Genomic DNA, 20,563 nt, shown 5'->3' on the forward strand with positions numbered 1-20,563 from the left:
TTTTCGTGCATGGCTTCAACACCGAGCAGTTCGAGAAGTTGGAACGGCACCGCAAGATCCGGAAAGGGCTTGAGGCCCATGGGTTCAAAGGTGTGATCGTCAGCTTTGACTGGCCAAGCGATGGGTCGGTCTTAGGCTATAGCTCGGACAGGGCCGATGCTCGGCGCTCGGCAGATAAGCTGTTCAATGACGGGATCAGACGCCTGTCCAAAATGCAGACCCCGGATTGCCCCCATAATGTTCATGTTCTGGCGCATTCAATGGGGACGTTTCTGGTGCGCGAGGCCATGGACTATGCCGATGACGACCATGAGATCGCGCAGCACAGCTGGACCACCAGCCAGATCGCCTTTGTTGCGGCGGATGTTTCGGCCAAGTCTTTCCGGGAGGGTAGCGCCAAGACCTCATCCCTGATGCGGCGGTGTGCGAGGCTAACCTGCTACTACAGCCCGTTTGATGAGGTTCTTTCTATCTCTGAGGTCAAGCGCGTTGGCGTTTCGCGCAGATTAGGGCGCGTGGGTATGCCCTCGGACCACCCTGAAAAGGCGGTTAACCTCTATTGCGGCAAGTTCTTCAATGACAATCGCGCGGATTACCCGGATGGGCCATCCGCCAGCCACAGCTGGTATTTCGATTCGCCCCGGTTCTACGAGGATTTGCATCACACTCTGCTCGGGAAGTTGGATCGTGAAGTCATCCCGACCCGAGGGTTTACGACCCGAGGGAATCTGGCGCTGGTCTAATCGTCTTCGGATTTCTCGGGCACAGGGTCATACCCCGTGCCGCCCAATGGGTGGCAGCGCCCGATTCTACGGGCGGCCAGCCACGCGCCCTTGATCGCGCCATGTTTCTCTAGCGCTTCCAGTGCATAGGCCGAACACGTCGGTTGGTAGCGACAATTGAATCCGACCCAGGGGCTGAAAACCAACCGGTATGCGCGCACGGGCAGGGCAAATATGCGCGCCAGCAAGGTCATTTGCGAGGGGCGTGGATCTTACGCAGTGCATAGCGCAGATCGTCGAGCATGGCGTCAAACGCCCGCCCGGCGGTGACCTCGGCGCGGCCAATCAGGACATAGTCCCAGCCCTCATGCCCCTGCTTGGGTAGTACGGCACGGGCGGCTTCGCGCAGGCGGCGCTTGGCGCGGTTGCGGGCCACCGCATTGCCGACCTTTTTGGAACACGTAAACCCAACGCGAATGCCTGCGCCCTCGTCCGAAGCGCGCCTGCGCGCCTGCACCATCATCGAGGATGTGCCTTGTCGACGCGCCCGCGCTGCTTTCAGGAAATCAGAACGATTCTTGAGAATGGTCAGAGGTTTGGGCGCGCAAACGGACGCCGCCGGGGGCTTGACCCTCGGTTGGCTGATACCATCCTCAGGGGCCTCCGGCGGCGTCATGTTCATAACCTGATCGGTGAGGCGGTTTACGCGCTCAGCGATTTGCGGCCGCGTGCACGGCGCGCGTTCAGGATTTTGCGGCCGGCTTTGGTGGCCATGCGCGCGCGGAAACCGTGGCGGCGTTTGCGAACCAGGTTCGAAGGCTGATAGGTGCGTTTCATCGCTCCGTCTCCAATCTATAGCGGTGGGTGCGGCGCGGATTCGCCTGGCCCGAGTGTTCGAAGCTCGTCCTCTACTGCCAAGCGGGGGGTAAGTCAAACCCCAAGGCACGGGTTTTCGCGCCTTTTGCAACAATTCTGTAACCTGGCCGATCAAAAGATTTCAGAATCCGGTTTTTTGCGCCCCGAACCCTCACATTCCCGGCCACAGAGTTCAAGGCCGCGTGAGGGGCCTGTTGTCGGACCACAGGGAAGCGCATGTTGAGGTCAGAATGAAACAATCAAAGCCGGACAGCCAGATGAGCGAAACGACCCAGGCACCGCGCAGCGGGTTTGCGCGCCATATTCCATTGCTTGTGATCCTGACCGTTGCCGCGGTGGGGTTCTTCACCCTTGGCGACTTCCTGAGTTTTGAAACCCTGCGCGACAATCGCGAGGCCCTCTTGGCCTGGCGGGATGAGTACTACTGGGCCATGGCCGCGGCTTTCGTTGGGATCTATATCGTGATCGTAGCGTTTTCCCTGCCCGGGGCCGCCGTCGCCTCGATGACCGGAGGTTTCCTGTTCGGCCTGTTTGCAGGCACCGCGTTCAACGTGTTCGCGGCCACGATCGGCGCATCCGCCATCTTTCTGGCCGCGCGCTGGGGCTTGGGGGAGTCGCTGACGGCGCGGCTCGAATCCTCGGAAGGGACCATCAAGAAACTCAAGGACGGCCTGCGCGAGAATGAGATCTCGGTCCTGTTCCTGCTGCGTCTTGTGCCCGTGGTTCCTTTCTTTGTGGCCAATCTGGTGCCGGCTCTGGTGGGCGTGAAATTCCGCAACTTCCTGTTCACCACGGCGCTTGGCATCATTCCGGGCGGGATTGTCTACACCTGGATCGGCGTTGGCCTGGGCGGTGTCTTTGATCGCGGCGAAACGCCTGATGTTTCGCTGCTTTGGGAACCCTTTGTTATCGGTCCGATCATAGGCTTGTGCGTATTGGCCGCTCTGCCCATTCTGATCAAAGCCCTGCGCGGGAAAAAGGACGCCTGAATTCCATGAAAGAGCTGAAAACAGATATCCTGGTCATCGGCGCCGGGTCGGGCGGTTTGTCGGTTGCGGCAGGGGCCGCGCAGATGGGGGCCGATGTGATCCTGCTGGAAGGTCACAAGATGGGCGGGGATTGCCTGAACTTTGGCTGTGTCCCATCCAAGGCCCTGATCGCCAGTGGCAAGATGGCCTATGGGCAGGCCCATTCCGCGCCCTTTGGCGTGGCCGATGTTGTGCCGCAGGTGGACTATGCCGCCGCCAAGGATCACGTGCACGGCGTCATCGCTCAGATCGAGCCGATGGACAGCCAGGAGCGGTTCGAGGGCTTCGGCGTCAAGGTGATCCGCGAATTTGGCACCTTCCTGTCCCCGACACAGGTGCAGGCCGGTGAGAACGTGATTACCGCCCGGCGGGTTGTCATCGCCACCGGGTCTTCGCCGCTTGTGCCGCCGATCCCGGGGCTGGACTCGGTGCCGTTCTACACGAATGAAACCATCTTTGATCTGAAGAACAAGCCCGACCACCTGTTGATTATCGGCGGCGGCCCCATCGGGATGGAGATGGCGCAGGCCCATATTCGGCTTGGCTGCAAGGTGACCGTGATCGAAGGCGCAAAGGCGCTGGGCAAGGATGACCCCGAGGCTGCAGCCCTTGTTCTCGAAACCCTTCGGTCCGAAGGCGTCGACATTCAAGAACAAGCCATGGTCGCGCAAATCCGAGGCTCGGCTGGCGCGGTCGAAGTTGTCACCCAGAACGGAGACATCTTTGAGGGGACCCATCTTCTGATGGCAGCCGGACGCAAGGCCAATGTCGAACGCCTGAATCTTGAGGCCGCTGGCATCGACCGCACGCGCACCGGGATCAAGGTGGATGATGCCCTGCGCACGACCAACCGCAGGGTCTATGCCATCGGCGATGTGGCGGGTGGTCTGCAATTCACCCATGTGGCGGGGTACCACGCGGGCATCATCATCCGCTCAGCCCTATTTGGTCTGCCGTCAAAGGCGAAAACCGCTCATATCCCTTGGGCCACCTATACGGACCCCGAACTGGCTCAAGTTGGCTTGACCGAGGCGCAGGCCCGTGAACAGCATGGCGATGCGATGGAGGTTGCTCGTTTCGACTACCACCACAATGACCGCGCCATATCCGAGCGTAAGACAAAGGGCTTTATCAAGGTCATGGTCGTGAAAGGACGCCCCATAGGCGCGACAATTGTCGGTCATCAGGCCGGAGAGTTGATCAACTTGTGGTCCCTTGCGCTGGCCAATAACCTCAAGATGGGGCAGATCGCCGCGATGGTTTCGCCCTATCCGACGATCGGAGAACTTAACAAACGTGTGGCGGGGGCTTATTTCTCGCCAAGGCTGTTTGAGAATCAGACGGTTAAACGCGTGGTCAGGTTCGTGCAACGCTGGATCCCCTGACCGGAAGAGGAGCGCCAATTGAACTCGCTGTCCGGCCGATTTCTGATCCTGACGACGGTCTTCGTGATGTTGGCCGAGGTCCTGATCTTTGTGCCGTCCATCGCGCGTTTCCGAGAAGACTTCCTGCTGAACCGGCTGGAACGCGCGCAGATCGCGTCTTTGGCGTTGCTGGCTGATGATATGCTCGCTGATGATCTTGAGGCCGAGCTACTGGCAAATGCGGGTGTCTACAACGTTGTCCTGCGGCGCGATGAGGTGCGGCAGCTGATGCTGTCATCGCCGATCCCGGAACAGATCACCAACACCTATGACCTGCGCGATGCTGGCCCGTGGATCCTGATCCGCGACGCAATGAACCGGATTTTCACCACCGAGAATGAAGTCATCCGCGTGATCGGCGAGCCAGTCAAAGGGGCCGGTCTACTGATCGAGGTCACTATTGATAGCATGCCTTTGCGCATGGCGATGGTGGACTATGGGCTGCGCATTCTGGGGCTGTCTTTCGTTATTTCGATCATTACGGCCTTCTTCCTGTTCCTTGCGGTGCGCGTCGTGCTGGTGCGTCCGATCAAAAGCGTTGTCGGCTATATGCAACGCTATGCCAGCGCGCCCGAGGATGCGCGCGGCATTATCACTCCCAACTCCAAGGTCACCGAACTGCGTGAGGCGGAGGAGGCCTTGAAGATGTTGCAGACCGACCTGACGCAGGCGCTAAAACAGCGTGAGCGCCTGGCGCAACTGGGTGGCGCTGTCGCCAAGGTCAGCCATGACCTGCGCAATATCCTGACCTCGGCGCAGTTGTTTACGGATCGGATCGAAGCCAGCGATGACCCCCTTGTCCGCCGGATGGCCCCCAAGCTGGTCAACTCGATCACGCGTGCGGTTTCGCTGTGTGAAAGTACCCTTGCCTTTGGCCGCGCGGAAGAGCCTGCGCCGACCCTGACCATGGTGCGCGTCCGCGACATCGCCGAAGATGTTGCCGCAAGCGAGCAGCTCGCCGTTGCTGATGCCTGCGTCGAAATCATGAACGAAGTGCCGGAGGATCTGGTCGTGCGCGCGGATCCGGAGCAACTGTTCCGCGTGATCATGAACCTCGTGCGCAACGCCCGGCAGGCTCTGGTTGCCTCGGGTAAACCCGGGCGCGTCACTGTCACCGGCTGCGCCATGGAGGCCAGCTGGTGCATCGAAATCCGCGATACCGGCCCCGGCCTGCCACCCAAAGCCCGTGAGAATCTGTTCACGCCATTCCAAGGTGGCGTGCGCAAAGGCGGCTCGGGCCTTGGACTTGCGATTTCACAGGAACTGGTGCGCGGACATGGTGGAGATCTTGTGTTGAAAGAGACCGGACCCACCGGTACAACCTTTGAAATAAGCCTCCCACGCGGCGATCTAACTTTTTGAAGATTTTTTGCAGAATCGGCTTGCACGTCCCCCGCACCGGGTCTAAACACCGCTTCACCAACGCGGACCGATAGCTCAGCTGGATAGAGTACTTGACTACGAATCAAGGGGTCGGGGGTTCGAATCCTCCTCGGTCCGCCACTGGTTTACCTTCAAAAATAGAGGCTTAAATGGTGCGGCCCACTTGATGGGTCCATGGGCTTTTTACTCAAGGCAACTTTGAGGCAACCATTCTGGGTGAAAAAAGGGTGTTTTCACCACAATCCATACGGTCCACCATCCTGTAAATCGCCGAACACTGCCCATGCCTCGTGGCATGCGTTTGCTAGTGCTATGTCATCCTCGTGGATGCTGTCCTTGAAATTGGTGTATGCCATTCGGTCGCCCAGGTTCATCAGCACAGTCACGAGGTGATTGCGTGGAATGAAAGCCCGGTAACGATAGTCGCCGCCTAGTGTTTCGATCACTTCGCCGTCCATACCATAATCGCGCAGAAGTTCGGCGTCCTGAGCGCGGCGGAACCGCAGACAGACGCGAGACCCCATGTGCGGCCCGCTGGTCTTGCCGTCCTTATCCTTTGCAACGGCTGAGAAAAAGCCCGAACCCTCGGGCGTCGAGAATGCTACCCACATCTGCAGGTCCTCCTAATTTTTTGGAAAAAGGGGACGTTGTCTATCAGATACAATATAGGGTCGTCAAATCGAGGCGGCTTACGTGCGCGGGCGCATGGCCTGTGGGCGCAAACCCAAACCTCTGCACCAGGCAGCCCCTAAGAGATGGTTGGAGACTACTCGACGTCATCCAGTTTTGGCTCAATCACCTTCTGCTGAGCCAATCTTTCTGGAAGGCGGTCGCTGATGTCTTTGAGCCGCTTTGTTGGATTGACGCTCATGCCGACAGTTCCGCTGTGGGTGTGTGTGATGCTAACGCCATCAGCGCGTCCGAAGGCTCGGTCCTGCGCTAAGGCCAACAAGGCGATTTGTTCCTTGCCAGAGAGTTTTCCCGATACAAATTCGCCGTTCCCATCTATGCGATTGAAGAGCTCATCCATCGACAAAAGATCGTTCATGCGTTTCACAGCGATCTCGCCGTTCGACTGGATCAACTTTCTTGTCTCGGGGTCCAGCTTGGGTCGCCCACCCGGATTACCGGAATGACCAGGCTTGAAGAGAGGTGTTGGCACAGTGGACTCCTCTGTTCTCAGAAGGTGAAGGTACCAAGAGATAAGTATATCTTTTGTATAGCATAATGGATGCCAAATTGCGATCATTTGCGCTCTCTATAGACGCACCAGGTAAGGCCGGATTTATGTCTCTCTCTCAAATTTCCTAGGGATGCCGTACAAATGCATTCAGGATTAGCGTAGCCGTGGCTTCCGTCATCGTGGGCTGAACTGTTGTTCGCCACCTATTTATCCGAGAGGCTGAGGTAAGTGAGGCAGATTAATGTGTAACCTCTATTCGAATACGACCCCGGCAGATGCGATGCGGCAGCTATTCGACGTCGCTTTAGAAAAAGACAGGCTCGGAAACGCGGAACCACTTCCAGCAATCTACCCAAAGCACATGGCGCCCATCGTCAGGAAAGACGAAGACGGGGCGCGTGAACTCGTGTCTTTGTCATGGGGGTTTCGAACGACCAAGAAATCAAAAAAGACTGGTGCCATCCTGCAACCTCATGCCTGGAACAATGCGCGGGACGAAAAGGTCCTGAAGAGCGGGCTGTTGAAGAACAGCTTCGAAGAGCGCCGTTGTCTCGTACCTGCAAGTTCGTTCTGCGAGGCGCAAGGGCGCAATCCAGCCACATACCACTGGTTCGCGCTCAAGGGCTCCGGGGTTCGCCCACCATTTGCGTTTGCCGGGATGTGGCAAGTATCGCGATACGAAGGCAAAGAAGGGCGAGAAGAGGTTCCAGCGTACACAGTGATAACCACCTCAGCGAATGAAATTGTGCGTCCGATACATCCGCAGAGAATGCCAGTCATACTCCGTCCTAGTGACTATGAGGTCTGGTTGGATGGCAGCGCAGCGCGGGCGTTTGAACTGCTAGAGCCCTATCTCTCAGATGAGATGGATATCGTCAGATCAGGTGTAGGAGAAAAGTCTGACACTAGTCTTTGAACGGCACGGTGCTGGAGAGTGTCCCCGTCAACGAATGTCCGCTTACGATCTCGCCTTGGACATCCGACGATTATTGTCAGATGTCTGCATCGAGCCCAAAGGCGACTTAGGTTATGGGCGCAGCATCTGTCGTTTTGGGCGGGAAGCAGACCTTCGCTGCACCGTTCATCGAGGTCCGCAGAATGGAGCTAAGCAGGCGTTGGTAAGGCTCGGAGACGGCCTATGAGGTGCGCCAAGCGTGACGCCAGTGGTAGAACGGCTGGATCCAAGCATGTCAAAAACAAACTTTCTGCACCCTTGTTAGTCAAAAGAGATAGTGTGAGGCTTCAAGTGGTATAGCTGCATTTGGGGGATCGTATTTTGAGCCTCGTCTACCTGTGGGCATTTCTCGTCGCGCTTGCGCAGGTGTCTTTAGCCTTCGGAGTCACTGTGCATGCCGTTCTGAGAAAGCGCGATACGCGCGCGGTGATTGGCTGGTCAGCTCTTGCTTGGCTTGCGCCGTTTGTTGGCTCGTTGGCGTACATCATACTGGGCGTCAATCGGATCAACCGGGCTGGCACACGGATGGGCCTGTCAGACACCATGCGCCGAATTCCAGGTTTCTCTCTCTCGGAAAGTGAGAGAGTGTTGTTTGAAGAGGCTAATATCCAACTACCTCACTTGGCCGGATTAGCCCGTGCCGGGGAAGCTCTTAGCGCAAAGCCACTCTTGCCGGGAAACACGGTCGATTGCCTGCGAGATGGTGATGAGGCCTTTCCGGAGATGATCGCTGCCATAGATAGTGCCAAATTATCGGTTGGATTGTTGAGCTATATTTTTGACAGCGACCGAGCAGGAGAAGAATTCTTGAATGCGCTCGTCCGCGCCAAGGATCGCGGCGTGGTAGTGCGCGTTCTTATCGACTGCGTTGGCGCGCGCTACAGCAAAGAAAATATGATTACTCGTTTGGAAGAGGTGGGCATTGAAGCCGCGAGTTTTCTTCCTACGAGCGGGTTCTCCTCACGCCGCTTTTCAAACCTCAGAAATCACAGAAAAATCCTTGTTGTGGATGGCTACATTGGCTTCACAGGCGGCACCAATATTCGTGAAGCGCATTGCCTGAACCTCGATCCCGAGGCGCCGACACAATGCCTGCATTTCAAATTCGAGGGACCGGTTGTAAGCCATTTCAAACAAGTGTTTGTCACGGACTGGGCCTTCACTACAGGTGAGCAGTTGAGCGGCCCGGCATGGTTTCCAGAGCTTACCCGCCATGGCACAGTCTGGTCGCGGGGGATTTCGCACGGACCAGACGAGGATTTCGAGACGCTCAGCAAACTCATTTTCGCAGCGCTGTCGGCCGCGCGGGAACGGGTGCGTATTGTCAGCCCTTATTTCCTGCCAGATTCTCGGCTGATAGAAGCGCTTTCAGTGGCGGCGCTCCGTGGCATCAAGGTCGAAATCTACCTGCCATCCAACAACAACGTTAAGGTTGTCGAGTGGGCAGCTATGGGGCAGATTGGGCAAATTTTGGAACATGGTTGCCGGGTTTTCTTCACCAAGCCACCGTTCGATCACACGAAACTCATGCTCGTGGACGACGTTTGGGCTCTTGTTGGAAGCACAAATTGGGATCCCAGAAGCCTGCGATTGAATTTTGAGTTCAATGTTGAATGCTATCATCGAGAGCTGTCGGAAGAACTCCATGCCATACTTGACTCAAAAGCACTTGGCGCTCGAGAAATCAGCCTCGAAGAGATCAATGATCTCCCGCTTTTAGCCAAATTGCGCAACGGTTTCGCCCGGCTACTTTCCCCTTACCTGTAGGCAGCCAAGCTTAGCCTTACACCCGAACGTCCAAGCGAGCGGTCTGAGAGGTAGTTCTTTTTTGGTATCCGCAACGCCCTTAAAAACTTGACCCAAAATGGACAATGCAGAGGGTTTGTCCGAAATTGAAAGGGAAGGCTGAACGTCCCTTTGTCTATTTCGCGGTGTTGAAAAGTTGCGCCAACAAGCTCGTGTGGCTATCATCTTGATATGGAATTTATTGTGGGTGGCATAGTTACGGTTGTTCTGGTGATTTGGGGCGCGGCCTCATTTTGGCGAGCGCCCTCAAATGACCAAAAAAAGGAAAAAGACAAAAAGTAGCGGCATCGTCTGCAAGCACTTTGAGCACGCCTCATGGGATGCATCATCATCCAATTCACCAAACAAACGTATTCGCCGACTTTATGGATAGCGTTGCAGCGACGACAGGGTGGACATTGCCCCCTTTATCAATAGACATTACCCATCGAATACTCGCGACCAGGTCTCCTGATCCAAAAGCGAAACGAGTTGATCACGTGAGTCGATTACCGCGCTTATCGCTCGATCTCTTTCCCGATCCAGTTCACTAAAAATGGCTCTTGTGGACGATGCCGATGCTGATTTGTCCGTGGAACCGAGAATGGCATTGTCCGCAGAACCTTCGACCGCGGCACGGAACCGATCAACGGCAACTTCCAAGTCGCTCACAATTTTCAAGGCCGCGGTCCGGACATCGCTGTCTGCGGGCGAAATAGCCTTATCCAAGGCGGGTCTCAGCGTATTGGGCTCCAGAAATGATGGTGCTAAATCAGACGATCCGTCCAAAAAGAAAGTGACCGCCGTTATCGTCGCAATTACTGGCATATCATAACTCCAAGCTGGTTCCCAAAGCGACTAAGTCTGCCTTTTCGTACAAAATTTCAGCAACTTCCGGCCAGTAGTCTTCCGGGACTGCTGCCTGCAATTGCCCCTGCAATACCAGCAGGTTATCGCGTTGCGAACGGCGTTCGGTGTCATATCTGTCTGAAACAGCTACCAACTTGGAACGTTTTACAGAGCGGTTGGCGGACAACCGGTTGAATTCTTCAATAAAGGCCGCGTGCGCCTGGATCATCAGTGTTGAATTCGCCTCAATCTCCCGGGCGACCTGAACCAGATCTGAGCCATCATAAGAAGGTATCCGTTCCAACGCGGCTGTGAGCTCAGAATTTATGTCGCCGATCGAACTACTGCGGTCGAACGGGGCACAACTTGAGATGCAACAAAGAGAAGCAGCAGCGGCCAGATTGATAAAATCTCGCCTCGACAGAGAGGCATTGCAGGTAGCTGCCATCGTGTTTCCCCCTGATCTGTGATCCACCTATTTTTAGATCGCGTCCTTTGTTGCCGTGCTCACTGAAGACGGCCCAATCTTCAGAAAACACTCAGGTATTCAATACATCCGCGAGCCATGCTGGATAATGAGCCGCGCAAGACTGCCTAAATCTTAATCGTTCCACAATGACATTTAAATGTTAGGATGTGAGGCACTGCTTTTCAGACAATTTTATCAATAGGGGGGAAATACGATGGCACCTAATCGGCGCGACTTCATGAAAACTGTTCCAGCAATTGGGGCCGCGTTTGCGGTAAGTCCTACTTTTTTGTCGGAAGAAGCAGCAGCACAAACCACATCGACAGCCGCGCCATTAGAAGGCCACTTTCACCCTAAAGGAAAAGCACCGTCCGAGCACACGCTCAAAATCCTGGCCGAAGCGAAAAAAACACTGCCTTTCTCAGACACTCAGGACTTTGACGAAGTTGCCAAGGGTTTCATTGCCCAGATGCCGGAGCCACAGATCATGGCGGATGCGGGGAATGTTGCCTGGGACCGGGGTGCATTTGATTTCATCGACGAGCAAGACGAGTACGACAGTATCCACCCGTCATTGATGCGTATCAGCAAGCTGAATCAGAACTATGGTCTGTACGAGGTAATACCCGGCATCTATCAGGTGCGCGGGTTTGATTTGTCCGACATCTCATTCGTGCGCGGCAAAACGGGTTGGATCGCCATTGACCCACTGGTTTCGGCCGAAACGGCGCGAGCCGCATGGGAATTGTTCTCGGAACACAAAGGCGAAGGGTTGCCGATTACAGCCGTGATCTATTCACATTCCCATGGCGATCACTGGGCAGGAGTTCGCGGCATCGTTTCGCAGGAGGACGTCGATTCCGGGAATGTCGAAATCATTGCTCCGCGCGATTTCATGGAACACACAATTTCCGAAAACGTGTTCGCGGGCAACGCAATGAACCGCCGGCTATTTTACCAATATGGTCTGTTGTTGCCCGTGGCCCCGCATGGGTTCGTCAATCAGGGTCTCGGCAAGCGCGTTTCAGCAGGTGCCACTGGCCTGATCGCGCCAACCCGGATTGTCGAGGACGACATCGAAGAGTTCGAAGTCGACGGCGTGCGGATGATCTTCCAGAACACACCTAACACTGAAGCGCCGTCTGAGATGAATACTTACATCCCAGACATGAAGGCCCTGTGGATGGCAGAAAACGTGACGGCCACGTTGCACAACATTTATACATTGCGCGGCGCGCCGGTACGTGATGCCCTTCGATGGTCAAAATACATCTCTCGTGCCCTGTTCCTGTTCGGGCAAGAGGCAGACGTCATGTTCGCTTCGCACCATTGGCCGCGCTGGGGCAATGACCGCGTGCAGCAGGTTCTGAGAGATCAGCGCGACCTTTATGCCCATATGAATAACCAGACCCTGCATCTGGCCAATCAGGGCGTGACGATTAACCAGATACATCACCACTATGAACCGTCACAGGGTTTGCAGCAGACATGGCATACACGTGGCTATCACGGCTCACCTCAGCACAATTCGCGCGGCGTTGTTCAGCGGTTCCTTGGATTCTGGGATTGCAATCCCGCGACCCTGATACCGTTAGAACCAGAAGCTTCCGCTCCGCTTTACGTCGAGATGATGGGCGGCAAAGATCCAATTATGGCCAAGGGTTTGGAACTGCACAATGCAGGGCAATATTTCGAAGCGTCCGAGATTCTGAACAAACTGTTCCTGTCGGATCCATCAGATCAGGAAGTAAAAGATTTGTTAGCCGACGTTTACGAACAGCTTGGCTACCAGCAAGAGAACCCGGGCCTGCGGAACAGCTTCCTGTCCGGTGCCTATGAACTTCGCTCAGGCATCCCCACCGGTGAAACGGCCGACACGTCCAGCCCAGAGGTGATACGCGCGATGTCGACTGAGCTCTTCCTTGATTTCCTTGCGATCAAGATGGACAGCCGCAAGGCCGAAGGCATCGAGTTTGCGATGAACCTCAGCACGCCCGACAATGGTGAGATGTTTGCGATCGAACTGGCCAAGGCAACACTCACAAATGTCGAAGGTTTCGCCTTCGATGAGCCAGATCTGACTCTGACCTTGAACCGATCCGATCTGGAACTTGTTATGACCGGAGAGGCTGATTTTGAGGATTTGCTGGCCGACGGTCGCGCGACGGCTGATGGTGACGTCAGCGTTCTGATCAAACTCGCTGGCGCCATGGTTGAGTTCGATCCTCTGTTCGAAGTTTTGCCTGGCACAAGTACCGGTCCAACTGAGGTAGCAGAGGCCGAGCCGTTGCAGGCAGTGACTGGTCAGGTCGTTATCGAATGATGTTTTGCGCGGGTCCTTTCGGACCCGCGTTACCCACTTTTACACTCCAATACGATTTTGACGATGTAATCCAAAACACCCGAGGAGACTTTGATGGCTGATCTTGTTGTTCTTTCATTTGATGGTGTCGACAGTGCAGATGCTGTTTTGACAAAACTACGACAACTCAAAAAACAGGAATTGATCGACCTGCTGGATGCCTGCGTGGTTGTGCGGCCCGAAGAGGGAGACATACACATTAAGCAGTCAGTGAACATGACCCGAATTGGCGCCAGTACCGGCCTGAGCACCGGTGCAATAGTGGGTATGTTGGCTGGTATTCTTGTTCTCAACCCACTCGCGGGCATGGCCGTGGGCGGTTTGGCTGGGGCGGCAATGGGCGCGCTTGGCGGATCCCTTTCCGACTACGGCATCAATGATGATTTCATCAAAGAACTGGGCGAGACCATCCAGCCAAATTCATCGGCTCTGTTTCTGCTTGTCGCCAAGGCCACACCGGACAAAGTGATCGCCGAGATAGAACAATACGACCCGAAGATACTTCAGACGTCCCTATCGCAGGAACAAGAAGACAAACTCCGCGAAGCGCTCGCCGCTGCGCATAGCCAGTGATTTTTGATAGAGATCGGTTGCCAAGCCAAAGTGTGGACGACCTTCTTGAAATCATAGGGTTTAGGTTGGGAGCACTGCAATATGGTAGGCGAATCCGCGAATTGGCATGGGGAAAACACCGGGCGCGTCGCAGATGCGCTCGTCAAGCTTGGCCAGATCGGTTTCTGGGTTCAGCTGGTTTTTTTGATCATTGTCGTTGTACTGGGCAGCGTTGTCCTTGGCGTTGTCGGAGGTGGCGCAGGCGTGGGCAACGTGTTGTCCTTCTTGGGTTTGATCCTGCCCGCTTTCACCACATTTTGGTGTTGGCATTATTTGTCTTTGGGACGAAAGCTGAAAGAGACTGGAGATGACCCGTCAGCCGCCCGGCTTCAAAGTCGCGTGTGGATCGGCGTTTGGGTCGGAACGATCGGCGCTGTTCTGACAATCGTGTCACTGTTCGGAGCCGCATTTGCGCTTCTGGTCACAATGCTGGCCAACCCTCAAGTCGGCTTGCAGATATCCGCAGCTGAAACTGGTGTCAGCCCCTACACGATTTCGGCGGTCGATGCAGTCAGCATCATGACCCTACTTTTGACGCTAACCGCTGAGTTGCTTGTTGTAGCGATTTCTTTGCGTATCGTTTTCCTGATCTCTCGTTCTTTGGGAGGAGAGGATGCCTGAAACCTTTAATAAGGGAACAGCATTGGAGCGATGATCACCGCGACAGTGCCGGTCAGTATTGTGAGCGGCACACCGAGTTTGAGGAAGTCAGCAAAACTATACCCCCCGGGTGCAACGACCAATGTGACTACAGGTGTTGAGATCGGAGTCGAAAAAGACGCGGATGCAGCGATCAGAACACACAGCGCAACTGGGTATGGCGAAATCCCAAGTGCTTCGGCGGCTGAAATAGCAATCGGCGCAACAAGTACCGCAGAGGCAGTATTGGATAGGACTAAGCCCAATAGGGCCGTTAAAACAAAGATCGCCGCCATGACTGCGCGCGGACTGGCTTCTCCGACAAGGTAAAGCAGTTGGTCAACGATTATGTCCGATCCGCCCGTAGCCTGCAGCGCGTCAGCAAGTGGCAACATCCCGGCGATAAGAACGAGGCTTGGAAGCTTTACGGCGCGATAGGCGTCTTCGGCGGACAGAGTGCGAAGCAAGACTGCCGCTACCGCGGCCATCAGTACTGCAGTAGTTATTGAGACGAGTTCTGAAACCGTCAGGGCAACCATCGTGACCATGATGGCAATCGCAGCCCAAAAACCCTTAGCTGCTGGTGGGACGGATGTCCGCTCATTTGGGAACGACAGAAGCACCAACATATCATGCCTTTCAACCGCACGATCCAAGTCTTCCCATGATCCGGCAAGCATAAGGCGATCGCCTGATTGCAAAACTGTAGTATTGGGGTTTTCGACGGGCTCGCTGTTTCTCACCAGGCCAACTATCTCAATCCCTTTGGTTTCGAACCCGGGTGCATCATGCATTTGTCGACCAATCACAGCAGCTTCGGGGTGGATCAATACATCCGCGAGACCCAACTGATCGATCCAAACAGCGCTTGATTTCTGAAAACCCAAAGTTTTGGCAAACAACGCATTGGTTGATAACTCCGCCAGTGCGTCTTGGGCTCCTCGAATGAAAACTATGTCACCCGGTAGCAGTTCCATACCTTCACGAAACATGGCTGCAAGGTACTTTCCTTTGGCGCCAGGCCTCAGTCGAACGAGTATTGCCGTGCCACTTCCCGTCAGCTTGTCAACGTCCTCTGAGAGTACCTTGCCAGTGACCCTGAAAGTCGCGGAATGTACATCCAATCCAAAGGTTTCCCACATACCTGCAAGCGTCGTTCCGGAAATTGCGAACTCTTGCTCATCAGGGGTAGACTTGGTCTTCAACCGGTAGCGACCCCAAAACAAAACAAACAGGACTGCAACAACCAGAACCGACGCACCGATCAGAAAAAAGGAAAACAAACCGAAAGGTTGGTATCCCTGCGCCACCAACTCATCACTTACGACAAGGTTCGGAGGCGTGGCGATCAGGGTCAGCATGCCACTTATCAACGCGGCATAGGACATTGGCATCAAAAAACGAGCCTTGTCGTTTGCCGTTTCTTGAGCAATTCGCAGAATGACCGGTATGAAAATTGCGACGACGGCTGTAGAGCTCATAACGCTCCCCAGAAGCGCCGTGCTGATCATTATGAGCACCAGCAATCCAGTTTCACCACGACCACCGTGCCGCATGATGGCGTCCCCAACTGCGCGAGCAACGCCGGTTCTATCCAACATTTCGCCCAGCACAAGAAGGCAGGCGACAAGGATCACAACGCTGTTCCCAAAGCCCGATAGGCTCTCCCCAATCGTCAGCGTGCCGCTGAGGGCAAGCGCAAGAACAACTATCAAGGCAACGAAGTCATAGCGAACACGGTTGCTTGCCATCAGCACACCCGCGACGGCGATCAGAGCGAACACAAATCCGGCTTCATTCGTCATTATTTTACCCCCTTCAAACGATAGGGCGTCTATTCATGCGTGCAAATTTCAGGTGGTCGCGTCAGCCATATCCACGCCTGCTTCCCGCAGCAGTTCAAACTTCACAGCCGTTGCACTGACCTGTCGATAAAAGGCAATCAGCTGCCGCGTTGGGCCCTGAAGACGTGTCAAACCTACGGTGGCGGCGACGACTGTGCCGACATCCGTATTGCCTTCCAGGACCTGCCAACCGCCCACGACAAGAACACCCACCGTCCCGGCTCCGTTAATGGCGCTGAGTACAAATTTCGAAGACAGCTTCCAGACGAATATCCGGGAGCGGGTATCGTAGATCTCGTCAAATTTAGGAGTGATCTCCGTGGCCGAGCGATCAGGGTCAACAAGCCAGTTTGTGGCTTTGCGTAATGTGTGAACTCTGTCTGACACAAGGGAGTTTACACGCGTCTGGACGAGAAGAACGATAAACACCTGAGGGATAATCATACCGATTGCAATCAGCCCCAGAGAGGGTTGATTGGCTGCAATATATCCAACAATCACAACGAGGGTTCCGGCTTGTACGATGGGTTCAGACAAGGCGCTACCGGAGAACTTTCCTACTTGTTCCGCTTCGGCCGACACCATTGTTGCTTTGGCACCATAGGCAACTTTCTCGGAACCCTCTGGGTTTTCGCGAGACAGATTGCAAATACGCTTGCGCAGCTTGCGGATCATGTCCTCGCCAAGGACGCTCGAAAGATACCCCAGCACCCATTTCAGCGCGAGGCTGAGGGTTATCACCGCGCCCATAGCAGCACCAAGCCACAGCAAGCCTCCGGGGCTTATGTTCTTTTCGGTCAGACCGTTCACGATTTCCTTCTGGTAGTTCAGTGGAAACGCCGCCAGAGCGGCAATGGCCAGAGACAGCAAGATGTTGACCACCTGACGATGTCCCGTTGTTCTCAAGATAGATTTGTAAAATTCGATCACTCGATCCCCCAAAATCCAAGAGCACCTTTGCTTGAAGGTGCGGGTGCATTGTTGTGACTGCACCCTAACACTCAATCCAATCTGAATATAAATCTACCTTTTCTCCGGCCTAAGCGACTACGTTTGTGACGCTCGGCTTCAGGAGTAAACAGATGAGTGCAACACATACAGTGGGAATTGAGAGTGGCCGCTGAAGTCCAATCCTGGAGCAGCGTAGCTGCATTAAATAGTCGAGAGATCTCGAGCACGATTTGTAGGATTAGCCGAATTTCAGGTTGACCAAAATCTGAGATTAGTACGAACGTCGGCTCTTGATCAGCTGCAACGTAGCATGTGATTACACTTTGTATGTCCGGTTTGGGCCGTTGTCACACATCCCGACAAACTGACTTATCGGAAGCTTTGTCCGCATTGCAGACATTGGGCGTAATTAACTGAATGTCTGCACCGAGCCCAAAGCAGAAATTGCTCTTCGGAAGCAAAGTCTGCCTTTCTGAACCCTAGACTTGACTTCAACTGATCGCCTCCCCAACTACCGCAGTTGCAATATATCCGGAACGCATAGCTTTCTTTGTTCCGGCATTTTGTCTGCACCATCCGATCGTTTCAGTCGTTTCGGACCGTCTTTGACTTTAATCTTCGGTTTGGCTAGCGGGCCTTTCAAGGTCACGGGCCAAGGGCTCTTCGACAGAGGTTCGCCAATCTTACGGGGCTGCAGATTTAGGTCCAAAACCTTGCCCGCCACATCAACACCGCCAAAGACGACAACTTGGACCTGGTCTGTCTCCAATGTGGTTTGTTTCGTCGAAATACTCCCATTTGAGATACTAATCGGCGCACGCAAGCATACGATTGGAGCTACCTTTTGTTTCTCTTTGGTAAACACCCAAGGTAGCACCCCTAGCCCTGCCAGATCCAAAAGCTGGGTCTCGATCGAGCCATCACGCATTGAAACTGTGGCATTGCCGTTCATGCTGTTTGCAAAATGCTTCGGTGAATCGGTTCCTCCGGTCACCGAAAAATCTGCATAGATCGTACCGCTCGCACCTTTTTTGAAGTTCAGGTTGTGAAGAATATCATCCAGCTGCCAACCGCCCGCTTTGCCGGTCAACGTGAGTAGATGCGTGTCGTTCGAAAGATCCATCTGCCCGCTGACGTCGAAATGAGCACCTCCATATTCAAACTTCAAAGGTCCGGCCTTAAGCTCATTTTTGTTGAGCGTCAGTTGGCTCTGCAAACTGCTGATGCCCTGGGCTCCTTCGATGTGCCGAAGGTCAACGTCGACATCCATATCCATACCAGACAAGAGAATTGAGCGCCCGATAGGTTTAAGCGTTACATCTCTTAACGCACCTTGGTCGCCCTCCTCTTCTTTCTTAGTTTCTTTCTCTTCCAGCTCTGGGCCGCCTAGTTTCCGCAACTGTGCGGCAGCCTGAACGATAGTTCGGATCTGATCTATCTTTATCAGGTCACTCTCAATGGAACCCTGCAGCACCGGGTCACTTGTTGCATCATCTAGATCGGCCAAAATCTGCAAAATAGAGTCGGCGACCTCAACATTGGCACTAGCGTTCCAATTGGTGCCTTCGCTAACGAGGTTGATTTCAAGGCGTGCCTGTCCGGTTTCGACGCGTTCAAGCGACAGGGCTTCCAAAAGGTCCGCTCCGGATGGGACTGCGACATCAATTGCCAAATCCAGATCCTCGAATTTGAGAACATTCTTGACAGTGCCATGCACCTCAAGTTTCCAGAGGTCCGTATCGCTTGTCTTTCCATCCAAATTCGACAGCGAAAGCTGATTGATGTCGCCGTTCAAATGGAAGTCACCGGAAAACCTGCCAAGCTGGTCGTCTGGTCCCAACAATTCTGGCGAGATCAAACTGCTTGCCGGTATATCCATTAGGCCTTCTGCTGATATGCCTTGCAACTGAAGCGCGTCATCGACCGAACCGTTCAAAATGATAAACGGATCGGCTGGGTTCCCAATTCTAAGGTTGATGTTTCCGACTTTTAAGGCGCCTTCTGGTGTTTTGGAAAGCTCGGAGAACTTAATCGGGGGCGGGCCTTCGCCGGACGTGTCCAACGTGAAACCGTTGGTCTTAATGACCATTTGTCGCTGCGGCACCCGACCGGGTACGCTGTCGATAACCATGTCGACTGCGATAAGTTTAAGATCATATCGCGAGGCGGCTGGGGCTGGTTCCGCATCTTCTGGGTACAACCTAATTCGGGTTGTCAGCGATACGTCTTCCGGGTTCCCCAATTCTCCGATCTGCCCCGTCAGCGAAAGGCTTTGCCCGCCATCTAATTCCGCCAATACAGATAGGTCATCAATCCGTGCTACGCCGTCGACTGATGTAAACGTTGCGCCAATACTCCCTGTGCCTTCCAAAACGCGGCTCAGCTTCAGGATATCGAGAAGCTGGCCAAGTTCGGCAATCTCTACGGTCGTTGCCACTTGCAGACCGTTCTCTTGAGGAACTTCCTCGGCGACAATCGAAGTCTGTTCGAAGTTCACCGCCAACCGAAACGGGTCTTCCGTGGGGAATGTCGCGTTCAGATCAAACTTCTCTCCGTTCAGCGAACCGGCCCCGACTGCCGTCGCAACATCAGTTTCCGTATCACGCTTTAAGAGCAGCTCAGGAAGCTGCAGGTCCAACTCAAGTCCGTTTAAATTGTTTTTATAAAGAATGGCGATATCAGTCAGATCAATTTTGCGGTCCGTTAGAATTCCCGCCAACAGCGGTGTCGGGGATTTTGTAGGTTTCCCGACTTCAGTTTCCGTTTGGGAAATAGACTGCCAGTTTCCGATGCCATCTTTGTCCGTGATCAGGTTCAGGTGAACACCCGAGAGCGAAAGACCACTCAGTGACATTTTACTGTTCCAGAGGTCGCGTGCGGAAACTTCAAACTCAATCTCATCGATTGCCGCAAGGTTCACACCAGCATTCCGAGAACCGGGTAGTTCCAGCCCTGCCGCTGACACCTGCAATTGCCGACCAATACCAAGACGCACTTCATCTTCAATTCTAACCTCCTGGCCAAGTCTCTTAGAGATCAGATTTTCGACGAAAGTAGTTCTGACCGAGGAAAACAACGCAGAAGACAGGAAAAGCCAAGCTGCAAACACTGCGACAAACGCGACAGCGCAACAAATCAAAATACCTTTTGCAACGTATCGCACGTTCTTCTCCTAAAATTTCGATTCATCCAATGGGAAGCCTAGACCATTTAATCATTTAGTTAATGGAATATATGTGGTCGGTAGATGATCTAAATTCCGAATGAACTTGACTATATTGCTGATATTCTAGCGTGTTTTGTCGAACCGCCAGGGTTAGGCCTCATAGCCAATAGATAACGAGTGCTGCGAGGGCGATTGCTGACAGGAAGACCTTTGGGCACCTGTCGTAGCGGGTTGCCACAGGCCGCCAATCCTTCAACCTGCCGAACATGATCTCGATCCGGTTGCGCCGTTTGTAACGACGCTTGTCGTACTTAA

20 protein-coding genes and 1 tRNA gene are annotated in these 20,563 nt (G+C 54.4%); 10 read left to right on the forward strand and 11 right to left on the reverse strand.

What is annotated here, in order from left to right; all coding sequences use genetic code 11:
• Window positions 1-5: 5 nt before the first annotated feature.
• Window positions 6-743, forward strand: a complete 738-nt coding sequence (locus tag ACR0J4_RS21900) for an alpha/beta hydrolase (protein ID WP_170644158.1) — start codon at window positions 6-8, stop codon at window positions 741-743.
• On the opposite strand, the gene yidD is transcribed toward ACR0J4_RS21900, so the two are convergent.
• From yidD to rpmH, 3 genes are read right to left on the reverse strand one after another with little or no spacing between them, the layout of a single operon-like run.
• Window positions 740-976, reverse strand: a complete 237-nt coding sequence (yidD, locus tag ACR0J4_RS21905) for a membrane protein insertion efficiency factor YidD (RefSeq protein WP_170459835.1) — start codon at window positions 974-976, stop codon at window positions 740-742. The two genes, ACR0J4_RS21900 and yidD, sit on opposite strands and share 4 nt — an antisense overlap.
• Window positions 973-1,398, reverse strand: a complete 426-nt coding sequence (gene rnpA / locus ACR0J4_RS21910) for a ribonuclease P protein component (RefSeq protein WP_170556246.1) — start codon at window positions 1,396-1,398, stop codon at window positions 973-975. Before rnpA ends, yidD begins: the two co-directional genes overlap by 4 nt.
• Window positions 1,399-1,424: 26 nt before the next feature.
• Entirely contained in the window at window positions 1,425-1,559 is a 135-nt protein-coding gene (gene rpmH / locus ACR0J4_RS21915) for a 50S ribosomal protein L34 (protein ID WP_005980833.1), read from the reverse strand.
• A gap of 269 nt (window positions 1,560-1,828) precedes the next feature.
• On the opposite strand from rpmH, the gene ACR0J4_RS21920 reads away from it, so the two are divergent.
• The 4 genes from ACR0J4_RS21920 (at window position 1,829) to ACR0J4_RS21935 (ending at window position 5,553) form a co-directional block, all read left to right on the forward strand.
• Window positions 1,829-2,587: a TVP38/TMEM64 family protein gene (locus ACR0J4_RS21920; RefSeq protein ID WP_480668818.1), complete on the forward strand. Its 759-nt coding sequence runs from the start codon at window positions 1,829-1,831 to the stop codon at window positions 2,585-2,587.
• A gap of 5 nt (window positions 2,588-2,592) precedes the next feature.
• Window positions 2,593-4,011 (forward strand): FAD-dependent oxidoreductase, encoded by a 1,419-nt coding sequence (locus tag ACR0J4_RS21925; protein WP_170644156.1) that lies wholly within the window; start codon window positions 2,593-2,595, stop codon window positions 4,009-4,011.
• An 18-nt stretch (window positions 4,012-4,029) separates the two neighbouring features.
• Window positions 4,030-5,412, forward strand: a complete 1,383-nt coding sequence (locus ACR0J4_RS21930; RefSeq protein ID WP_475220645.1) for a sensor histidine kinase — start codon at window positions 4,030-4,032, stop codon at window positions 5,410-5,412.
• 64 nt (window positions 5,413-5,476) lie between these two features.
• Window positions 5,477-5,553 (forward strand) — tRNA-Arg (locus ACR0J4_RS21935).
• Window positions 5,554-5,666: 113 nt separating this feature from the next.
• Here the strand turns inward: ACR0J4_RS21935 and ACR0J4_RS21940 are convergent.
• Both ACR0J4_RS21940 and ACR0J4_RS21945 read right to left on the reverse strand, forming a co-directional pair.
• Window positions 5,667-6,044: a hypothetical protein gene (locus tag ACR0J4_RS21940; RefSeq protein WP_170556244.1), complete on the reverse strand. Its 378-nt coding sequence runs from the start codon at window positions 6,042-6,044 to the stop codon at window positions 5,667-5,669.
• A 155-nt stretch (window positions 6,045-6,199) separates the two neighbouring features.
• Window positions 6,200-6,481, reverse strand: a complete 282-nt coding sequence (locus ACR0J4_RS21945; RefSeq protein WP_170644154.1) for a hypothetical protein — start codon at window positions 6,479-6,481, stop codon at window positions 6,200-6,202.
• Window positions 6,482-6,857: 376 nt separating this feature from the next.
• Between ACR0J4_RS21945 and ACR0J4_RS21950 the strand changes: the two genes are divergently transcribed.
• Entirely contained in the window at window positions 6,858-7,532 is a 675-nt protein-coding gene (locus ACR0J4_RS21950) for an SOS response-associated peptidase (RefSeq protein ID WP_170556242.1), read from the forward strand.
• Between the two features lie 360 nt (window positions 7,533-7,892).
• Complete coding sequence (locus ACR0J4_RS21955; protein ID WP_170644152.1) at window positions 7,893-9,338, forward strand: phospholipase D-like domain-containing protein; 1,446 nt, start codon at window positions 7,893-7,895, stop codon at window positions 9,336-9,338.
• Window positions 9,339-9,797: 459 nt separating this feature from the next.
• On the opposite strand, the gene ACR0J4_RS21960 is transcribed toward ACR0J4_RS21955, so the two are convergent.
• The gene (locus ACR0J4_RS21960) at window positions 9,798-10,184 is read right to left on the reverse strand and encodes a hypothetical protein (protein ID WP_170644150.1); all 387 of its coding nucleotides are present in this window, start codon (window positions 10,182-10,184) and stop codon (window positions 9,798-9,800) included.
• Between the two features lies 1 nt (window position 10,185).
• A complete protein-coding gene (locus tag ACR0J4_RS21965; protein ID WP_170644148.1) occupies window positions 10,186-10,653 on the reverse strand; it encodes a hypothetical protein in 468 nt (155 codons plus the stop codon).
• 259 nt (window positions 10,654-10,912) lie between these two features.
• Between ACR0J4_RS21965 and ACR0J4_RS21970 the strand changes: the two genes are divergently transcribed.
• The 3 genes from ACR0J4_RS21970 (at window position 10,913) to ACR0J4_RS21980 (ending at window position 14,269) form a co-directional block, all read left to right on the forward strand.
• Window positions 10,913-12,997: an alkyl/aryl-sulfatase gene (locus tag ACR0J4_RS21970; RefSeq protein ID WP_480668819.1), complete on the forward strand. Its 2,085-nt coding sequence runs from the start codon at window positions 10,913-10,915 to the stop codon at window positions 12,995-12,997.
• 93 nt (window positions 12,998-13,090) lie between these two features.
• Window positions 13,091-13,609, forward strand: coding sequence for a DUF1269 domain-containing protein (locus tag ACR0J4_RS21975; RefSeq protein WP_058284048.1), 519 nt, complete (start codon window positions 13,091-13,093; stop codon window positions 13,607-13,609).
• A gap of 81 nt (window positions 13,610-13,690) precedes the next feature.
• Window positions 13,691-14,269, forward strand: a complete 579-nt coding sequence (locus tag ACR0J4_RS21980) for a DUF3611 family protein (RefSeq protein ID WP_170644144.1) — start codon at window positions 13,691-13,693, stop codon at window positions 14,267-14,269.
• Window positions 14,270-14,274: 5 nt separating this feature from the next.
• Here the strand turns inward: ACR0J4_RS21980 and ACR0J4_RS21985 are convergent, their stop codons facing one another.
• The 4 genes from ACR0J4_RS21985 to ACR0J4_RS22000 form a co-directional block, all read right to left on the reverse strand.
• On the reverse strand, window positions 14,275-16,092 hold the full coding sequence (locus ACR0J4_RS21985) for an SLC13 family permease (RefSeq protein ID WP_170644142.1): 1,818 nt from the start codon (window positions 16,090-16,092) through the stop codon (window positions 14,275-14,277).
• A 48-nt stretch (window positions 16,093-16,140) separates the two neighbouring features.
• Window positions 16,141-17,013: an ABC transporter ATP-binding protein gene (locus ACR0J4_RS21990; protein ID WP_480554701.1), complete on the reverse strand. Its 873-nt coding sequence runs from the start codon at window positions 17,011-17,013 to the stop codon at window positions 16,141-16,143.
• Window positions 17,014-17,593: 580 nt separating this feature from the next.
• A complete protein-coding gene (locus tag ACR0J4_RS21995; protein WP_170644140.1) occupies window positions 17,594-20,245 on the reverse strand; it encodes an AsmA family protein in 2,652 nt (883 codons plus the stop codon).
• Window positions 20,246-20,405: 160 nt separating this feature from the next.
• A partial coding sequence (locus tag ACR0J4_RS22000) for a transposase (protein WP_480668820.1) occupies window positions 20,406-20,563 on the reverse strand: 158 nt, incomplete at its 5' end.

The sequence above is a fragment of the Ruegeria sp. B10 genome (genome assembly GCF_056539825.1).